Origin of the sequence: Comamonas aquatica, from assembly GCF_018064205.1 — a bacterium.
Taxonomy (GTDB): domain Bacteria; phylum Pseudomonadota; class Gammaproteobacteria; order Burkholderiales; family Burkholderiaceae_C; genus Comamonas; species Comamonas aquatica.
The window spans coordinates 3,033,334-3,051,996 of record NZ_CP072916.1 but is presented as its reverse complement, the minus strand read 5'-3'; the positions used below and the strand labels follow the sequence as shown (position 1 = coordinate 3,051,996).

Here is an 18,663-nt window from a genome sequence, read left to right as displayed (position 1 = left end):
CCGCAGCAGCCTTGGCCGAGCGTGGGCCCGCGCAGCAGGCCGGTGCAGGTGGGCCAGCGGGGCGTTCGCTGGTGGGTGCCATCGAGTTCCGGCGCCACCCTGCCGCCGGTGCGGGTGCATGCGCCCGCGCTGCCGCCGTGAAGCTCTGAAAAAAAGAGCGGCCTGCGCACGCTGTATCTGCGTGGCAGGCCGTTTTGGCATGCAATCGTCCGGCTCAGGACGGCATGCGCGGCACGTCCACGAAGTCGTCCAAACGCAGGCCTTTTTCCTGCAGCAGGGCTTCCAGCACCGGCTTAAGGCGGCCCAGGCTGGCCTCGACGGTCTCGCGCACCGTGTCCACCACCACCTGGGTGCTGCGTTCGATCTCGATGTTGACCAGGTCGCCCACGCGCTTGTGGCCGAAGACCGTCATGCGCAGGGTCTCTGGGATCAGCCAGACCTCGAACCAGCCGGCCTTGCGGTCCACCTCGGCCACCGTCAGGCTGGCGCCATTGATGGCGATGTAGCCCTTGGCGAACACGTAGGGGCGGAAGGCCTCGGGAATACCGAAGCGAATCTTGTGGTTGGTCTCGGTGCTCAGCACCTCCAGCACCGGCGCGGTGAAGTCGACGTGGCCGGACAGCGGGTGGCCGCCGATCTCGGCGCCATCCTTGGCGGCGCGCTCCACGTTCAGCACGTCGCCCACCTGGTACTGGCCCAGGGTGGTGATGGCCAGGCTCTGCAGCATCACGTCGAAGGTGGCGCGGGTGGGCGACAGCAGCTCGGTCACCGTCAGGCACACGCCGTCGTGCGAGACACTGGCGCCAATCGCCAGGTCCTGGCAGAAGCCTGCGGGAAATTCCATGGTGAAGGTGCGCAGACCGTCCTGGTCGTGCAGCGCGGCAATGCTTGCCACGGCTTGGATGATGCCGGTGAACACGGGGTGGGCCCTCGAAGAAACAGTGACTGCGCAGTGTACGGCGCGCCGCCGCAGCACGGCGGCGGTGCGGGCAATCAGCCGCCGAAGCGCTGGTACAGTGCCGCCGCCCAGACGCCGCCACACAGCAGCAGGCTCAGCAGCACGGCAGCGCTGCCCACGTCCTTGGCCATCTTGGACAGGGCGTGCCATTCCGGGCCGATGCGGTCGATGGCCGCCTCGATGCCGGTGTTCAGCAGCTCGGTGATCAGCACCAGCACCACGACCACGGCCAGCAGCGCGGTTTCCACCCAGGTCCGCCCCAGCCAGAGGCTAGCGGGCAGCAGGCACAGCGCCAGCAGCACTTCCTGGCGGAAGGCTGCCGATTCCCTCAAGCCCGTGACCAGGCCGGCCACGGAATAGCCATAGGCGTGCCAGATGCGCGACAGCCCGCGGCGGTGCTTTTGGGCGTCTACGGCTTCGATCTCAGGGGGCATGGTGGGGCGCTCGCGCAGGTCAGGAAAGGCGCAAGCATAGCGCGCGGCGGTGGGTCGGGCGGCCATGCGGCCCGGGCGATGGGCCGTGCGCTCAGGCCCAGGCCGGCGCCTGCTCTTCCCACCAGCCGCTGATCAGGGCCTGCGGCTTGCGCAGGGCGCGCACCCAGGCGCAGTCCGGCCAGGCGTCCATCTGCACGTTCATTCCGGCAAAAACGCCATAGCCCGGGCCAGCGGCGATCTCGCCCTCGGCCTGCAGGGTTTCGCCCGCGCGGATGCTGCAGGCCGCACGGATGTCGCCGCGCGCCTTGATGCCCCAGCCGGCCTGGATGTGGTTGCCGCAGACGATGTCGCCCTGGGCCGCCAGGCCGTCGCCCACCTCCAGCAGCCCCTGCACCGCCACTGCGCCCCCGGCGCGCAGGCCCTTGCCGCAGTGCAGGCCGGCCTGCACCTCCACGTCCTGGCCGATGAAGGCGCTGCCGCGCAGCGCCACCGGGCCGCCGCAACGCAGCTCCCAGCCGGTGCGCAGCTCCTCGGCGCGCAGCTGGCCCTGCACGTCCACGCTCCAGGCCGCCTTGATGCTGCCCCCGGCCTGCAGCAGCGTGTCGGCAAAGAGGGCGCCGCCGCTGTGCAGGTCCTCGCCCACCTCCACCTGGCCGGCGCGCAGGCCCCCGCCCACCTGCAGGCTGCGGCCCACCAGCAGCTGGCCGGGCACGCGCACGTCGCCGTGCACGATCAGCGTGCCGGCGAACACGCAGTGGTCGGCCTCCAGGTGGTCCAGCTCCAGCACCGTGTTGGTGGGGCCGAAGTTTTGCAGCAGCCAGCGCGCATCCTCGACGCGGCCGGCGCGCACCTGGGTGTCCATGGCGCTCTGGTAGTCCTTGCCGCCCAGTTCGTGGCGCACAAACCAGCGGTAGCCGGTGGCGCAGGGGTTTTTGCCGCGCAAGAAGGTTTGGGTCAGTTCCATGTCCATGGTGCAAGCTCGTCGGTTCCGGGGGAGGGGGAGAACGGGCGCGTGGCGGGGCCGGAACGTCGCAGCAGACGTGGTGGGGCCGTGGTGGCGCAGGCGCCCTTGCGGTGTGCAAGAGGTGGCGGCCGTGCGGAGGGAAGAGGGTGTGGGTCTTACACCTTCCGCACGGCGGCGGAAAGCATGGCCGTGACGCCGCTGAGGCTCACGAAGGCGGTCGGCACGCCATGGCGGCGTGTGCGCTGGTGCCGCAGCACGCGGGCACAGGTCTGCGGCACCTGGGCGAAAGCCGCAAGGCGCAAGCCGGCGAGGGTCGGTGCGAGCGTGGAGACCATGGGAAGGATGGATGTGAAGGCACCATTATGGTGCGGCGCGGATGCCGGCACGCGGCAGTGCGACATTGCCCGGAAGCCTTGGTGCCGGTCAAGGCATAGGGCTTTGGGTAACATCGGCCCTCCTGCGGGCGCGCGCCCGTCAGCCGGCGTGTGGCGCGGCCCCGCCCCGCGCGCCCTGTCCCCATTTTTTGCGGACCTGCATCCCTGGTGCCTGTGCACGGATGCCGGCCTGGCCTGAGACCCACCATGAGCTCCAACACCCCTCCCTCGTTCCTGAGCCGCATCGCCATCGCGATCGGCAGCTTCTTCGCCATCCTGGGCAATGGCCGCCTGGCCGCCGATGTGACCCGCCTGCGCGCCGGTGAGGCCCTGGCCGCCGACGTCGCGCCGCGCGAAATCCGTGTCGAGGTGCCCGTCGAGAAGATCGTCGAGGTCCGCGTGGAAGTGCCTGTGGAAACCATCGTCGAAAAGACGGTGGAGCTGCGCGTCGAAGTCCCTGTCGAACAGCGCGTCGAGGTGCCCACCGACACCGCCGCCCTGCAACTGCTGGGCCTGCTGCAGCGCGAGGCGCGCTTTGTGGACTTCATCCAGGAAGACGTGGCTCCCTACACCGACGCCGAGATCGGTGCCGCCGCCCGCGTGGTGCACGCCGGCTGCCGCAAGGTGCTGGGCGAGCACTTCACGATCGCCCCCGTGCGCCCCGAGACCGAGGGCGCGCGCATCACCTTGCCCGCCGGGTTTGACGCCGCCGCCGTGCGCCTGACCGGCCATGTCGTCGGCCAGGCGCCCTTCACCGGCACCCTGGGCCACCGCGGCTGGCAGGTGACGCAGGTGCAACTGCCCCAGCTGACCGACCCCCAGGCCGCCAAGGTGCTGGCCCAGGCCGAGGTGGAGCTGTAAACCATGAACATGCTGGCTTCCATCGCCGCCGCCGGGGCGGCATCACCCACTGCCGCGCCTGCAAATACCGTAGCGCCCGGTGCAGGCACCAAGAGCGCTGCAGGCCAAAATGGCTTGCAAACTGCGGGCGCACGCTACAGCATCGGCATTGACCTGGGCACCACGCACTGCGCGCTGTCCTATGTGGACAAGGCCGCCAGCGACGGGGAGCAGGTGGTGCAGGGCGTGCTGGACATTCCCCAGCTCACCGCGCCCGCCAGCGTGGCGGGCCAGCCGCTGCTGCCCTCCTTCCTGTACCTGCCGCACGAGAGCGAGCTGACCGTGGCCGAGCGCACGCTGCCCGGCCAGGCGCCGCACGCGGCCGACAGCGCCTTCATCACCGGCGAATTCGCCCGCAGCCGCGGCGCGGCCACGCCCATCCGCCTGGTGTCCAGCGCCAAGAGCTGGCTGTGCCACCCCGGTGTGGACCGCCGCGCGGCCATCCTGCCGGCCGATGCCCCGGCCGAAGTCGCGCGCATCTCGCCGCTGACCGCCTCCACCCGCTACCTGGAACACCTGCGCTGGGCCTGGGAGCAGGCCCACCCCGAGGCCCCGTTCGCCCAGCAGGACATCACCGTCACCATCCCCGCCTCGTTCGACCCCGCTGCGCGCGAGCTGACGGCCGAGGCCTGCAAGGCCGCCGGCTTTGCCCATCTGACGCTGCTGGAAGAACCCCAGGCCGCGCTGTACAGCTGGATCCAGGCCAGCGGCGGCCAGTGGCGCAAGCAGGTGCGGCACGGCGACATCATCCTGGTGGTGGACGTGGGCGGTGGCACCACCGACCTGTCCCTGATCGCCGTGCTGGAGCGCGAGGGCAACCTGGCGCTGCAGCGCATTGCCGTGGGCGAGCACATCCTGCTGGGCGGCGACAACATGGACCTGGCCCTGGCCTATGGCGTGGCGCGCAAGCTGGCGCAAGAAGGCAAGCCGCTGGACGCCTGGCAGACCCGCGCCCTGGCGCACGGCTGCCGCGCCGCCAAGGAGCAGTTGCTGGCCGATGCCCACCTGCAGTCTGTCCCCGTGGTCGTGCCCAGCCGGGGCAGCAAGCTGATCGGCGGCAGCATCCGCACCGAAGTCACGCGGGACGAAGTGCTGGCCCTGCTGGTCGAAGGCTTCTTCCCCCGTGTCAAAGTCAGCGACAAGCCCCAGACCCGCGCCCGCGCCGCGCTCACGCAGCTGGGCCTGCCCTATGCGCAGGACGCCGCCGTCACGCGCCACCTGGCCGCCTTCCTGACGCGCCAGGTCCACGCCCTGGCCGAGATCGACGGCCTGAACGGCGACCAGGTGGACGGCTCCACCTTCCTGCACCCCACGGCCATCCTGTTCAACGGCGGTGTGCTCAAGGCCCCGCAGATCGAGCAGCGCATCCTGGACGTCATCAACGGCTGGCTGGACGACGAGGCCTGCGAACCCGCGCGCCTGCTGGATGGCGCCAACCTGGACCTGGCCGTCGCCCGTGGCGCGGCCTACTACGGCCACATCACCACCACCGGCCGCGGCGTGCGCATCCGTGGCGGCACGGCCCAGTCGTACTACGTGGGTGTGGAGTCCAACATGCCCGCCATCCCCGGCATGGAGCCGCCCATCTCTGCCCTGTGCCTGGCCCCGTTCGGCATGGAAGAGGGCACCGAGGCCGCGCTGAGCGACCTGGAGCTGGGCCTGGTCGTGGGCGAACCCGTGCGCCTGCGCTTCTTCGGCTCCAGCGTGCGCCGCAGCGACGCCGTGGGCACCATGCTGGACTTCTGGGGCCCCGATGAGCTGGTCGAACTGCAGGAGATCGAACTGCACCTGCCCGCCGCCGGCCGCGCGGCTGGCGAGGTCGTCCCCGTCACCCTGGCGGCGCGCGTCACCGACATTGGCACCCTGGAGCTGAATGCCGTGCCGGTGGGCGGCACGGAGCGCTGGAAGGTGGAATTCGATGTGCGGGCGGAGACTACGTCTGACGCGGGGTAATCGGCCTCATCGCTCCAGCTTCTGAAAAGCTGTTTGCAAAGCCTGCTGGCCTGGTGGTCAGCAGGCTTTTTGTTTGGTGGGTGTTTTGTGGGCTTTTTTTGCTCTGGCGCTTGTGGGGGGTGCGCGGATAGCTATGGTTTTTTGTTTTTGTTGTGTGTTTGCTGGCAGAGGCCGCTTATCGCGCGGCGGCGACCCGATTTCTTTTGTCTTGCCAAAAGAAACCGGGGAAAGAAAAGGCGCGCCTTGCAGGCGGCTGTCCGGCGGAACTCACTGCGCTCCTGCGTCGCTGCGTTCAAACAGCCGCCGTAAATATGAAGGACATCCACGATGTGGGGCGCGACGCTTGCGCGCGCAGAGACTAATTTGTGCAGCCTTCCACAAATCTGTACATAGAACTCTCATACTGGTTTAGCTGATCAAAAAAATAGTCGCAATCTAAATGGCATAGGTTGTTTTTTTCTGAGAAAAACGGATTAAATTGTTGAGCATCGTTTAAATAGCATGGCGGTAAATGCATTGTTTGATAATCTAGGCTGCTAAATTTTCCAATTGTTTTTCTTAAATTAACATATCCACTATTTGCTACCGCTTTTAGAAGTTCAATTTTTCCTGAATTTATCTTTGTAAGATGGTTATTCGCCTCTGTTAATGAATGCTCTTGGTGGGAATCACTTATCCCTAGTTTTTTCAGAGTGTGCGCAAAAATTTCTTCAAAAGTTTTTTGATTATTCTCCAGAATGACGTTCATGATTTGTGTAATTAAGAAAAATAAAACACCTCTATTGTTATTGCCTAACGCCTTATTAAACCTTTTTAAAGAGGCTAGGTCATAACCTAATAGATGATTAAAAGATCTTGATCTTCTGATATCTTCAAATGTTGCACTTGAAGCATTTAGGCAGAATCTTGCAATGTTGCTTGCAACTTCTAAAGCAAAAAAAATGTCTTTTTTTGCTAATTTTTCTAATACCAAATGTGTACAGACAGAATATTCAGTAAGATTTTTATTATAGAAAGATTTTTCTAATTCTCTTTTTATTCTTGTCTTTTCAACAGTATAGAAATCGCTGTCTTGACCTTCAAGAAAATGCAATTTTATTTTTGTTTCTTGATATGTCGCTGAGCATTCTAGTAGGGATAAATCCGAGAATGGTGACCTGGCAATTAGATTATTTTCTGCATCATGAAAATTTGTAAAAATTACTGGGCTATCTGAAAGGTGTCCATTGATGGCAAATATTAATCCGATTGAATGTTGCTTCCGCCACTCATTTTCTTCTACATCTATTTCACCAACCTGATTATAATAATCTGGCAGTTTGATTCTCTTGAGATAGTCGAAAAATAATTTTGCATGGTAGAAATTCTTTTCTTGTCCATGTGTAGCGTAATTTACGCTATATGCGTTTTGCATTAGATTAATATGATTTAGTCCCCAAAGGGTTGAGGTGCAATCTATAAAATGTGTATATTCATGAGTTACAAGAGATAGAAGTTCTGATTTTTGATGAAAATCATTGTTCCTTAAAATTTCTTCTATTTCTTGAGATGAGTAATAATCTAAAGTAAGAATCAAATTTTGAAAATCAAAATGCCCAAGTAAATCAATATTTCTTAAAATATTTACTTTGCTTTTACGCGAAGTTATATCTTCTATCCTATTCTTTCCTGCAGTAAATATAATTTTCATTTATAAAAATCTTTTTAAAAAAGCAATTATTAATTTGAGTTTAAAGATTTTGTCAACTATTTTTTGAAATGACTTGTTTGATATTAAAAATCTATTCGAATATTGTGAAGATAGACCCTGTTCGGTCACCCTTCCTAGCCGTGCCGAGGCGCCGCAGGACGCATCGGCTTCGTGACCTGACTGGCCGCAGCTGTTTGAACGGAGCGGCACAGCCGCGCAGTGAGTTCTGCGGCCCCACCCTGGGTTCGAGTACCGCAGGTTGCCCGGAGCGCAGCGCTGGGACGCGGGTAGCGGGGCTCCCTTCTTTTGCTTCCTTTTCTTGGGAACGCAAGAAAAGGAAGTCGCCTGCCGCGCGACAAGCGGCCAGCAAAACCTCAAACAACAAACCAGCACCAAATCAGCCTCCAGCGATGATCCAGAAAGCGTCACCTGCTCACATTCCTGAAAAGAACTTTCCACTCCCACACACTGCGCATGCAGGCACGGGGTTCCAGCCTTCCACCCCTTCTGCCCGTGTCAAGGCGCGCAGAGCGCAGGGTGGGCAGATGCGCCGCAGGACGCATCGGCTTCGTCATCTGACTGGCCGCAGCTGTTTGAACGGAGCGGCATAGCCGCGCAGTGAGTTCTGCGGCCCCGACCTGGGATCGAGCACCGCAGGTTGCCCGGAGCGCAGCGCAGGGACGCGGGCAGCAGGGCGTGCTTCTTTGCTTACTTTCTTGCACAAGCAAGAAAGTAAGGCCCTGCCGGGGGCTGCCCGGCCAGCCAAAGCTAAAACAACAATAAACATCAAATGAGCACCTAGCGCTTTGTAGCAAGCGCTACATGCTCCTCTTTTCAAGCCACCCTCAAAACCCCGCCCGCCAACAGGGCACCCACCTCACAACTGGCCGAATGCTGGGCATGCATCGGTATGATATTGATAAATCCTTATCAATAAACCGTGAAAAACTTCTCTGCTTCTGCGCCCAGTGCGCTGGCTGGCGCTGGCCGGCTGCAATCCATTGATGCGCTGCGTGGCCTGGTCATGCTGTTCATGCTGCTGGACCATGTCCGCGAAACCTTCTACCTGCACCTGCAGGTGCCCGACCCGATGGTGGTGGCCGACACGCCGCCGGGCCTGTTTGTCCCGCGCATGCTGGCGCACCTGTGCGCGCCGGTGTTTGTGTTCCTGACGGGGCTGAGTGCCTACCTGTACGCCAGCCGCCATGCCGATGCCGGGCAGGCGCGGGCGGCGGCCTCGGGCTTTCTGTGGCGGCGCGGCCTGTTCCTGGTGCTGCTGGAGGTGACGGTGATCAACTTCGCCTGGACCTTCCAGTTCCCGCCGGCCAAGGTGTTCCTGCAGGTGATCTGGGCGATCGGTCTGTCCATGCTGGCGCTGTCGCTGCTGGTGTGGCTGCCGCGCCGGGCCTTGCTGGGGCTGGGCGTGGTGCTGGTGGCGGGGCACAACCTGCTGGACGGCCTGCATTTCCCCGCCGGCCACCTGCTGCATGCGCCCTGGGCCATCCTGCATGACCGGGGTTGGCTGGAGCTGGCCGGGGTGCAGCTGCGCACCTCCTACCCCGTGCTGCCCTGGGTGGGCGTGATCGCCCTGGGCTATGGCATCGGCCCCTGGTTTGGCCAGGCCTGCGATGCGGCGCGGCGCCGCCAGCTGCTGCTGGTGGCGGGGGTGGGCAGCCTGCTGGGCTTTGCGCTGCTGCGCACGCTGAATGTGTATGGCGATGCGCCCTGGCAGGCGGGGGCGACCACGCTGCACACGGTGATGGCCTGGTTCAACGTGACCAAGTACCCGCCGTCGCTGCTGTTCCTGCTGCTGACGCTGGGCGTGGGCCTGCTGCTGCTGCGCGGGTTCGAGGCGCGGGCCGGTGCCCGCTGGCTGGCACCGCTGGCCACGCTGGGGGCGGCGCCGATGTTCTTCTATGTGCTGCACCTGTATGTGCTGAAGTGCATGTACCTGGCGGCGGTGGCGGCCTGGGGCACCAACCAGGGCCAGTTGTTCGGGCTGGACCGCCTGCTGTGGCTGTGGGTGATCTCGGCCCTGCTGGCCGTGGCCCTGTACCCGGCCGTGCGCTGGTTTGCCGCGCTGAAGCAGCGCCGGCGCGACCTGACCTGGCTCAAGTACCTGTAGGCCACCGTCGGAGGGGCCAGGGCGGCACAATACCGCTTCCTTGAGAAGCCGCCCCCGCCGTCATGAACTCCTCCATGCAACGATCCACCAAGCAGCGCACCGCCATCCAGCAGGCCATGACGCAGGCCGACCGGCCGCTGGCGCCGCAGGAGGTGCTGGAGCTGGCGCAGGCCACGCTGCCGGGCCTGGGGATTGCCACGGTGTACCGCGCGCTCAAGGCCATGGCCGAGGAGGGCCTGCTGCGCGAGGTGCACCTGCCCGGGCGCAGCCCCATGTACGAGGTGGCCCACCACGGCCACCACCACCACTTCCAGTGCCGGGTCTGCGCGCGCGTGTTCGACGTGCATGCCTGCCCCGGCGATCTGGCCAGCCTGGCGCCCCCGGGCTTCGAGGTGGACAGCCACGAAATCACGCTCTACGGCCGCTGCAGCGACTGCGCAGCGCAGCCGGCCTGAGGGGGCACACCGCGTGACGATGTCCCCTGCCAGCGCGGCCTTTGTCGTCGGGATCGACCTGGGCACCAGCCACACCGTGGTCGCCAGCGTGCCCGTGCGCGGCACGGCGGCCGACATCGCCCTGTTGAACCTTCCGCAGCGCAGCGCGGCGGGTGAGGTCGTGGCCCAGCCCCTGCTGCCCTCGGTGCGCTACCAGGCCACCCCGGGTGAGCTGGGCGATGCCTGGCAGCAGCCCTGGCCGCCGCAGGGCGCCTCGGCCGCCGCACCGGCCGTCATCGGCCGCTGGGCGCGCGAGCTGGGTGCGGCCGTGCCCGGGCGGCTGGTGGCCAGCGCCAAAAGCTGGCTGTCGCACACCGGGGTGGACCGCACCGCGCCCATCCTGCCCTGGGGCGCGGGGGACGAGGTGGCCAAGGTCTCGCCACTGGCGGCCTCGGCCTCGTACCTGGCCCATGTGCGCGCTGCCTGGGACCAGGCCCACCCGCAGGCCCCGCTGGCGCAGCAAAGCGTGGTGCTGACGGTGCCCGCCTCGTTCGACGAGGGCGCGCGTGCGCTGACGCTGGAGGCCGCGCAGCTGGCCGGCCTGCCGCAGGTGCAACTGCTCGAAGAACCCAAGGCCGCCTTCCACGACTGGCTGCTGCTGCAGGGCCCGCAACTGGCCGCACAGCTGGCGGACAGCCGCCTGGTGCTGGTGGTGGACGTGGGCGGCGGCACCACCGACCTGACCCTGATCCGGGTCGAGCCTGCGCCCGAAGGCGGTTTGCCCCTGCTCACGCGCACGGCCGTGGGCGAGCACCTGATGCTGGGCGGCGACAACATGGACCTGGCCCTGGCCCACCAGCTGGAGGCCGCGTTTGCCGGCGCCGGCCAGCGCCTGCCCGCACAGCGATTTGCGCAGCTGGTGCAGCGCTGCCGCGTGGCCAAGGAACAGCTGCTGGCCGCCGGGGCGCCCGAGCAGGTGCGCATCACCCTGCTGGGCGGCGGCAGCCAGCTGCTGGCCCAGGCGCAGTCCGCCACGCTCACGCGCGCCCAGGTGCAGCAGTGGGTGGTGGAAGGCTTTCTGCCACCCGCGCCGATCGATGCGGTGCCCGCCCGGCGCCAGGGCGCGCTGCGCGGCTTTGGCCTGCCGTACCCGGCCGATGCCGCCATCAGCCGCCACCTGGCGCAGTTCCTGCGCCAGCACGCCGACGGGGCGCTGCCCGACACCGTGCTGCTCAACGGCGGCGTGTTCCACGCCCATGCCCTGGTGCAGCGGCTGACGCAGTTGCTGGACGGCTGGCGCGGCCAACCCGTGCGTGTGCTGCACAACCCGCACCCCGACTGGGCCGTGGCGCGCGGCGCAGCGGCCTATGGGCTGGGCCTGCAAGCGCCACCGCCAGCGCAGGAATCTGCATCAAATCAGCCTCTGGCGCATAGCCAGAGCGCGCCTACAGCTATCAAAACCATGCCACGCATCGGCGGTGGCTCGGCGCGCAGCTACTGGCTGCTGCTGCCGGGGGCGCCCGGCGCGGCCCCGCAGGCCCTGTGCCTGCTGCCCAAGGGCACGGAAGAGGGCGTGCGCCTGGTGCTGTCGGGCCGGCGCTTTGCGCTCAAGCTGGGCCAGGCCGTGCGCTTCAACCTGCTGGCGCACAGCCACAGCCAGCCCGTGGCGCAGGCCGGGCAGATCACCGCAGTGACCGGCGACGGCTGGGTGGAGCTGCCGCCCATCGCCACCGTGCTGCCCGCCCCCGAAGGCCGGGCCCAGGCCCAGGTGGAAGTGCAGTTGCAAGCCCGCATGACCGAGGTCGGCACGCTGGAGGTGCGCTGCCTGCGTGTGCAGGACGGCGTGGCCGACGCGGCCCAGTCCTGGCTGCTGCCCTTCAACACCCGCGGGGCGGTGGCACCATCGGAAACCATAGCGGACAGCGCAGATACAGCCAGCGCGGAAGGCCCCAAAGGCTTGCAACCCCTGGCCACGCAGCTGCCGGCCGCCGTGGCGCTGATCGACCGCATCTTTGGCACCCAGGCCCAGGACGTGAGCGCCAAGGACGTGCGCCAGCTGCGCCCGGCCTTGGAAAAGCTGCTGGGCCCGCGCGACAGCTGGGAGTTGGGCCTGCTGCGCGCCCTGTTCGACGCCCTGCTGGCGCGCGCCAAGCGCCGCCGCCGCACGGCCGACCATGAGCGCGTGTGGCTGAACCTGGCCGGCTGGTGCCTGCGCCCCGGCGTCGGCGCCGAGCTGGACGCCTGGCGCATCACCCAGGTCTGGGCCTTGTACGCCGCCGGCCTGGGCCACGCCAGGGACCCGGCCAACTGGACGGAGTGGTGGGTGTTCTGGCGCCGCGTGGCCGCGGGCCTGGACGAAGCCCAGCAGATGCAGGTGCTGGAGGCCGTGGCCGCCGCCATGCAAAAGACGGTGCAGCAGGCGACGCAGCGCAACGGTGGCAAGAGCAGCCACGGCAGCTACGACGACATGCTGCGCCTGCTGGCCGCCATGGAGGCCGTGCCCTGGCAGTACCGCCAGGAGATGGGCCAGTGGATGCTGCAGCGCCTGCAGCGTCCCGATGCCTCGCCCCAGACCTGGTGGGCCATCGGCCGCCTGGCGGCGCGGCAATCCCTGGCGGCGAATGCCCATTTGGTGATGCCGCCCGAGGCCGCGCAGGAGTTCCTGGACGCCACGCTGGCCCAGGACTGGCGCAAGCACGAAACGGCGATGTTTGCCGCGGTGCAAATGGCCCGCATGACCGGCGACCGTGCGCGCGACCTGCCCGATGCCGTGCGTGCCCAGGTGCTGGACAAGATGCGCGCCGCCGGTGCGCCCGCGCGCTGGCTGGCGCTGGTGGACAGCGTGGTGACCATGGATGCCGAGGACCAGCGGCGCAGCCTGGGCGACAGCCTGCCGCCGGGGCTGGTGCTGCTGTGAGGGCCGGCGCGGCCGGCCGGCCGCGGTGCCTAGAATCCGCAGACCACCACTGACACAACACGGGAGACACCATGGGATTGCTGGACGGCATGCTGGGCAACGCATCGAAGATCGATGCGCACAAGATCCAGGCGGAATTCGCGCAGATCCTGGCACCGGGCGAACGGGTCGAGCACGCCTACCAGCTGATCCGCGACTACTTCGTCTTCACCGACAAGCGTCTGGTGCTGGTCGACAAACAGGGCATCACCGGCAGCAAGGTCGAATACCACTCGCTGCCATACAAAAGCATCACCCATTTCAGCATTGAAACCGCCGGCACCTTCGACCTGGATGCCGAGTTGAAGATCTGGGTGTCCGGCACGGCGGCGCCGTTCCAGAAGCAGTTCAACAAGAAGCTGAGCATCTACGAAGTCCAGGCCGTGCTGGCCAGCTACGTGCTGAAGTGAGGCGGCCCGGCCCGGCCGGGCCGTGGGCTGACGGTGGCCTGTCCACCGGGGCTTGCCAGGGGGGGCCACCGGCGCTGCCGTCTCTATGATGCGGGGCAGGGCGCGGCCTCCCCGGCACAGGGGGCGCCGCGCCCACCGGTCGCGCGTGGCTGCACCCCCGCAGCGCGCGGCCGGCTTGCCCGCCACAAGCCGCAAGTCCCCCTGCTGTTTGCATTCATGGACGAACTTGGTACTGCGATGTCTTTGCACACTTTTCTTTCCCGCCGCCAGGCCGTGATGGCCACCACTGCCCTGCTGTCGCTGTCCGGCACCGCCGCCCTGGCCCAGGCCAGCTGGCCCACCAAACCCATCACCTTCGTGGTGCCCCAGGCCCCCGGCGGGGCCAACGACGTGATTGCCCGGGCCGTGGCGCACGGCCTGGGCACCAGCCTGGGCGAGCCCGTGGTGGTGGAAAACCGCCCCGGTGCCAACGGCAACCTGGGCACCGGCCAGGTGGCGCGCAGCGCGGCCGACGGCTACACCTTTCTGGTGACGGCGCAGAGCGCCTACACCATCAATCCGGCGCTCTACAGCAAGCTGCCGTTCGATCCGATCAAGGACTTCACGCCGGTGATGCAGCTGGCTGTGGCGCCGTACCTGCTGGTGGTCAACCCGAACTTTCCGGCCAAGAGCCTGGACGAGCTGGTGGCCTATGCCAAGGCCCACCCGGGCAAGGTGGAATACGCCTCGGCCGGCAACGGCACGCTGAACCACCTGCTGGGCGAGATGCTGAAGAAGCAAAAAGGCCTGAACCTGCTGCATGTGCCCTACAAGGGCGCCTCGGCCGCCGCCACCGATGTGGTGGCCGGCCAGCTGCCCATGACCTTTGGCAGCTTTCCGGGCGTGATGCCCTTCGTCACCAGCGGCAAGCTGCGCGTGCTGGGCGTGGCGGCGGACAAGCCCACCTCGCTGGCGCCCGACATTCCCGTGCTGGGCAAGGGCCTGGCGGTGACCAGCTGGTACGGGCTGTTTGCCCCGGCCGGCACGCCGCAGCCGATCGTGGACAAGCTGTACCAGGCCGTCCAGGCGGTGCTGGCCAAGCCCGAGATGGCGGAGCGCTTCAAGACCCTGGGCGCCGAGCGCGTGGACTCCAACCCGCAGAGCTTCAAGGCCATGCTGCCGGGCGAGCTGGCGCACTGGAAGCAGGTGGTCCAGGACTCGGGCGCGCACATTGATTGAAGCGCCGCCGCCAGCGGCACGCTGAGCGGCTACCATCGCGGTTTTTCCTCGCCGGCCGCTGTTCGGTCGGCCGACTGCGCCTTGCCGTGATGCCGTCCTCTGCTGCCCCTGTCTGCCCCCGCTCCCGCCTGCTCCTCACCCTCCTGGCCCTGGCCGTCATCGCCGTGGGCCTGGCCTCGCGCCGGGGCTATCTGCCCTTGCCCGTCGTGTGGGGCAACTACCCCGGCGATGCGCTCTGGGCCTGGGTGGTGCTGCTGTGCGTGGCCTGGGTGCGGCCCGCCATCGCGCCCGGGCGGCTGGTGGCGGTGTCGCTGGCCATCGCCTTCGCGGTCGAGTTGCTGCAGCTCTACCAGGCCCCCTGGATGCAGGCGTTGCGTGCCCACCCGCTGGCCTATCTGGTGCTGGGCAATGGCTTTGATCCGCTGGACCTGCTGGCCTATGTCATCGGCATTGCCGGTGCTGCGGTGGTGGATGGGGTGTGGTGGCGAACGCTCCATCGCCCACCAGGAGGGAACAATGGGCGACACCGGTGAGGGGCGCCACCGGCGCGCGTGGGTGCTGTGCGCGCTGCTGGGGATCACGGGGCTGTCCGGCGCGCAGGCGGCCGCATCGGCCTCGCAACTGCGTTGTGGCTGGTGGCAGAACCCGACCCCGGGGAATGCCTGGCTGCACGACCGCCATGGCCGCTGGACCGTGGGCAGCCAGGGGGGGGCCTAGGCCGAGGGCGACTGGCCCAGCTTCACCGAGGCGCAATGGGTGCGCACCCATGGTTTCTACGGCCATGGCTGCGCCTGTGTGCGCGTGGTGGCCGATGCGCACACCCAGCGGGTGACGCACATCCTCTCGGCCACAGCGAAACCGCTGGCTGCCTGCCGCCAGGATCGCCACCTGCGGGAGCCATCGCGGCCGGAGTGACGCGGCAGTGCCGCCGTGCGCAGGGGGCGCGGCCGGGCCGCACTGCCCGGCAACCACAGGCAGGCAGCAATGCCTAAAGGATTGCGTGCGCGGGCGGTGGTGCCCGTCGGCGGTGGCCTGGGGTCGTGGCGGTGCCCAGGTGGCCGTCGCAGTCCCGGGCCAGTTCGGTGACGGCCAGGTGGACACGGGATGTCAGTGGTGAAAAATGCCTTAAGCGCCGGTAGGTTCTGCGCTGATTGCTATGTTTTGCGGAGTTCTGGTCCGCCGGTGCAGATTGCTGAACAGCGTGCGGTAGGACAGGCGTGGCCGACCGCCACCGCGCGGGCGCAGCGCACCGGCACGGCTCCCACTCCCCGCAGGGGGCATGCGCACCACGGTGGCAGGGCAGTGTGGCAGCGGACACACAGGGCTTCCCTGGGGCGCCCCGCGGATGGCCCTGGTGCCCGCCCGGTGCGTGACAGGCTCTGCGGGCCGCAGCGGTTATCGTAGAGCCCTATCACGGTGCGCAGTCTGCGCCAGGGAGACGGGGAGGCCCAGCCAAGGACCATCGCGCGGGCGATGGCCGGCGGCGCTTTGCCGGGCCTGGGCGCGCAGGCGTGCGCACGGGGCCTGCGGGCCGTTTGCATCCACCGCCTTCGAAGGAGTTTCATGCCCACCCCCAACCTATTCAAGCGCGCCTTGCAGGCGGGCCAGCCGCAGATTGGCCTGTGGTCCACCTTGCCGTCGCCCTATGTCAGCGAGCTGCTGGCGGGCAGCGGTTTCGACTGGCTGCTGCTGGACACCGAGCACACGCCCACCGATGTGCCGCAGATGGTGCAGCAGCTGCAGGCCGTGGGCGCGGCGCAGACGCGCACCGGCTGCACGCCCACGCAGGCCGTGGTGCGCCCGGCCTGGAACGACAAGGTGATGATCAAGCGCTACCTGGACATCGGCGCGCAGACGCTGCTGCTGCCCTTTGTGCAGAACGCCGACGAGGCCCGGGCCGCGGTGCAGGCCGTGCGCTACGCCCCCGATGGCGTGCGTGGCATGGGCGGCAGCATGCGCGCCTCCAACTTCGGGCGCGATGCCGAGTACGTGCGCCGCGCGCACGAGGAAATCTGCCTGCTGGTGCAGGTGGAAACGCGCGAGGCCCTGGTCAACCTGGAGGAGATCGCCCAGGTCGACGGCGTGGACGGCGTCTTCATCGGCCCGGCGGACCTGTCGGCCAGCCTGGGCTATGCCGGGCATTCCACGCACCCGGACATGACCTTCATCATCGATGACGCACTGCAGCGCGTGCGCGGCTGCGGCAAGGCGCCAGGCATTCTGGTGACCCAGCCCGAGCGCGTGCAGACCTGCCTGCACCAGGGCGCGCTGTTCGTGGCCGTGGGCATGGACATGCTGCTGTTGCGCCAGGGCGCGGATGCGCTGGCCCAGCGCTTCAAGCCCGGCCACATCCACACGGGCGCCAGTGTTTCCATGTATTGAGGCGCGGGGCCGGCTTCCTACAATGGGCCGCGCGGTTTTGCCCCGTGGCGCAACATGGAAAACAGAAGCAGGCCGCGCTCGGATTGTTTGGCTTTGCGGTATGTTTGTGCTTCTGATCCTTGATTGGCCAGCGCAAGCAGCTATCAAAACCTTGGCGGCCTGCGCACGGTGCGGGGGCCGACTTTTCTTCTCCCAGGCTGAGTACCCACCATGTCCCCTGCTTACCCCGACACCCAGTTGCTGATTGATGGCCAGTGGCAAGACGCTGCTGGCGGCAAGAAGATTCCCGTGCACAACCCGGCCACGGGCGCCGTCATCGGCCATGTGGCCCATGCCAGCAAGGCCGATCTGGACCGCGCGCTGGCCGCCGCGGCCAAAGGCTTTGCGATCTGGAAGCACACCAGCGCCCACGACCGCCAGGCCGCGATGCGCCGCGCGGCAGCGCTGCTCAAGGAGCGCGCCGACACCATCGCCGCGCTGCTGACGCAGGAGCAGGGCAAGCCCCTGGCCGAAGCCAAGGGCGAGGTGCTGGCCGGTGTGGGCATCATCGAATGGTTTGCCGACGAGGCCCTGCGCCTGTACGGCCGCATCGTGCCCGCGCGCCGGGGCGATGTGCAGCAGCTGGTGATCAAGGAGCCCGTGGGCCCCGTGGCGGCCTTCACGCCCTGGAACTTCCCGGTCAACCAGATCGTGCGCAAGATCAGCGCCGCGCTGGCCACGGGCTGCTCCTTCCTGTGCAAGGCGCCCGAGGAAACCCCGGCCTCGCCGTCCGCGCTGTTCCAGTGCTTTGTGGACGCGGGCGTGCCCGCCGGTGTGATCGGCCTGGTGTATGGCGATCCGCACGAAATCTCCAGCTACCTGATTCCCCACCCCGTGATCCGCAAGATCACCTTCACCGGCTCCACCCCCGTGGGCAAGCAGCTGGCGGCCCTGGCCGGCGCGCACATGAAGCGCTGCACCATGGAGCTGGGCGGCCATGCCCCCGTGATCGTGGCCGAGGACGCGGACGTGGAACTGGCCGTGAAGTCCGCCGGTGCCGCCAAGCTGCGCAACGCCGGCCAGGTCTGCATCTCGCCCACGCGCTTTTTGGTGCACCAGAGCCTGCAACAGCAGTTCACCGAGCAGGTCGTGGCGTACTTTGCATCCATCAAGGTGGGCAACGGCCTGGAGGCCGACAGCAAGATGGGCCCCCTGGCCAACCCGCGCCGCGTGACCGCCATGCAGTCACTGGTGGCGAACGCCCAGGACAAGGGCGCCAAGCTGCTGATGGGCGGCCAGACGCTGGGCGATGCCGGCAACTTCTATGCCCCCACCATCCTGGCCGATGTGCCGCTGGATGCCGAGGTGTTCAACAACGAACCCTTCGGCCCCATGATCGCCATGCGCAGCTTCGATAAGCTGGAAGAGGCGATTGCCGAGGCCAACCGCCTGCCCTATGGCCTGGCGGCCTATGCCTTCACCGCCTCGCTGAAAAACGCGCACCTGTTGAGCCAGCACGTCGAGTCCGGCATGCTGTGGATCAACCAGCCGGCCGTGGCCTCGGCCGAAATGCCGTTTGGTGGTGTGAAGGACTCGGGTTATGGCTCCGAAGGTGGCACCGAGGCGCTGGAGGCCTACCTGATCCCCAAGGCCGTCTCGATCGCCATGGTCTGAGCCACGCTGCGCACCAGCCCCAAGGCCGCCCCCGGGCGGCCTTTTTTGCGCCTGCGCCGCGTGCGCGGTCACCGTGCGGTCCAGGCTGCGGCGCTGCGCGTTGAAAAGAACTTTTCAGTGCGCGCCAACCGACCAGCGCGACCGCGTGGGCACACAGCCCGGTGCTGGGCAGTCCTACACGCCGGGCGCAGCAACTGGTGCAAGATGGGGGC

General features: G+C 66.6%; 15 protein-coding genes and 1 pseudogene. 11 read left to right on the top strand and 5 right to left on the bottom strand.

The features are described 5' to 3' along the window. Positions 1-214: 214 nt before the first annotated feature. The 4 genes from KAQ61_RS14390 to KAQ61_RS14375 all read right to left on the bottom strand — a co-directional run bounded on the left by KAQ61_RS14390 (position 215) and on the right by KAQ61_RS14375 (position 2,691). Entirely contained in the window at positions 215-919 is a 705-nt protein-coding gene (locus KAQ61_RS14390) for a riboflavin synthase subunit alpha (protein ID WP_210929620.1), read from the bottom strand. 74 nt (positions 920-993) lie between these two features. Continuing rightward, positions 994-1,392 carry a diacylglycerol kinase gene (locus KAQ61_RS14385; RefSeq protein ID WP_210931932.1) on the bottom strand — a complete coding sequence of 133 codons (399 nt, stop codon included), beginning with the start codon at positions 1,390-1,392 and terminating at the stop codon, positions 994-996. A gap of 91 nt (positions 1,393-1,483) precedes the next feature. Further along, the gene (locus KAQ61_RS14380) at positions 1,484-2,362 is read right to left on the bottom strand and encodes a hypothetical protein (RefSeq protein ID WP_210929619.1); all 879 of its coding nucleotides are present in this window, start codon (positions 2,360-2,362) and stop codon (positions 1,484-1,486) included. A gap of 149 nt (positions 2,363-2,511) precedes the next feature. Next, positions 2,512-2,691, bottom strand: coding sequence for a hypothetical protein (locus KAQ61_RS14375; protein ID WP_210932006.1), 180 nt, complete (start codon positions 2,689-2,691; stop codon positions 2,512-2,514). A gap of 246 nt (positions 2,692-2,937) precedes the next feature. On the opposite strand from KAQ61_RS14375, the gene KAQ61_RS14370 reads away from it, so the two are divergent. Both KAQ61_RS14370 and KAQ61_RS14365 read left to right on the top strand, forming a co-directional pair. Further along, complete coding sequence (locus tag KAQ61_RS14370) at positions 2,938-3,591, top strand: DUF2760 domain-containing protein (RefSeq protein ID WP_154164985.1); 654 nt, start codon at positions 2,938-2,940, stop codon at positions 3,589-3,591. A gap of 3 nt (positions 3,592-3,594) precedes the next feature. Then, entirely contained in the window at positions 3,595-5,583 is a 1,989-nt protein-coding gene (locus KAQ61_RS14365) for an Hsp70 family protein (RefSeq protein WP_210929618.1), read from the top strand. A gap of 358 nt (positions 5,584-5,941) precedes the next feature. Here the strand turns inward: KAQ61_RS14365 and KAQ61_RS14360 are convergent, their stop codons facing one another. Next, entirely contained in the window at positions 5,942-7,273 is a 1,332-nt protein-coding gene (locus tag KAQ61_RS14360; RefSeq protein ID WP_210929617.1) for a hypothetical protein, read from the bottom strand. A gap of 940 nt (positions 7,274-8,213) precedes the next feature. Here KAQ61_RS14360 and KAQ61_RS14355 point away from each other — a divergent pair. The 9 genes and pseudogenes from KAQ61_RS14355 (at position 8,214) to KAQ61_RS14315 (ending at position 18,451) form a co-directional block, all read left to right on the top strand. After that, positions 8,214-9,398, top strand: coding sequence for an acetyltransferase domain-containing protein (locus KAQ61_RS14355; RefSeq protein WP_276514446.1), 1,185 nt, complete (start codon positions 8,214-8,216; stop codon positions 9,396-9,398). Between the two features lie 74 nt (positions 9,399-9,472). After that, positions 9,473-9,853 (top strand): Fur family transcriptional regulator, encoded by a 381-nt coding sequence (locus tag KAQ61_RS14350; RefSeq protein WP_042414945.1) that lies wholly within the window; start codon positions 9,473-9,475, stop codon positions 9,851-9,853. Positions 9,854-9,872: 19 nt separating this feature from the next. Continuing rightward, complete coding sequence (locus KAQ61_RS14345) at positions 9,873-12,749, top strand: Hsp70 family protein (protein WP_210931928.1); 2,877 nt, start codon at positions 9,873-9,875, stop codon at positions 12,747-12,749. A 71-nt stretch (positions 12,750-12,820) separates the two neighbouring features. Further along, positions 12,821-13,198, top strand: a complete 378-nt coding sequence (locus KAQ61_RS14340; protein ID WP_042414832.1) for a PH domain-containing protein — start codon at positions 12,821-12,823, stop codon at positions 13,196-13,198. 276 nt (positions 13,199-13,474) lie between these two features. Continuing rightward, positions 13,475-14,416 (top strand): Bug family tripartite tricarboxylate transporter substrate binding protein, encoded by a 942-nt coding sequence (locus KAQ61_RS14335; protein WP_420839415.1) that lies wholly within the window; start codon positions 13,475-13,477, stop codon positions 14,414-14,416. Positions 14,417-14,505: 89 nt separating this feature from the next. Next, a complete protein-coding gene (locus KAQ61_RS14330) occupies positions 14,506-14,949 on the top strand; it encodes a ribosomal maturation YjgA family protein (protein WP_210929615.1) in 444 nt (147 codons plus the stop codon). Next, positions 14,855-15,331 (top strand): annotated as a pseudogene (locus KAQ61_RS14325) (DUF4087 domain-containing protein). Before KAQ61_RS14330 ends, KAQ61_RS14325 begins: the two are co-directional and overlap by 95 nt. Before the next feature lie 648 nt (positions 15,332-15,979). After that, on the top strand, positions 15,980-16,798 hold the full coding sequence (locus tag KAQ61_RS14320) for an aldolase/citrate lyase family protein (protein WP_183302163.1): 819 nt from the start codon (positions 15,980-15,982) through the stop codon (positions 16,796-16,798). 210 nt (positions 16,799-17,008) lie between these two features. After that, positions 17,009-18,451: an NAD-dependent succinate-semialdehyde dehydrogenase gene (locus KAQ61_RS14315; RefSeq protein WP_210929614.1), complete on the top strand. Its 1,443-nt coding sequence runs from the start codon at positions 17,009-17,011 to the stop codon at positions 18,449-18,451. Positions 18,452-18,663 lie beyond the last annotated feature (212 nt).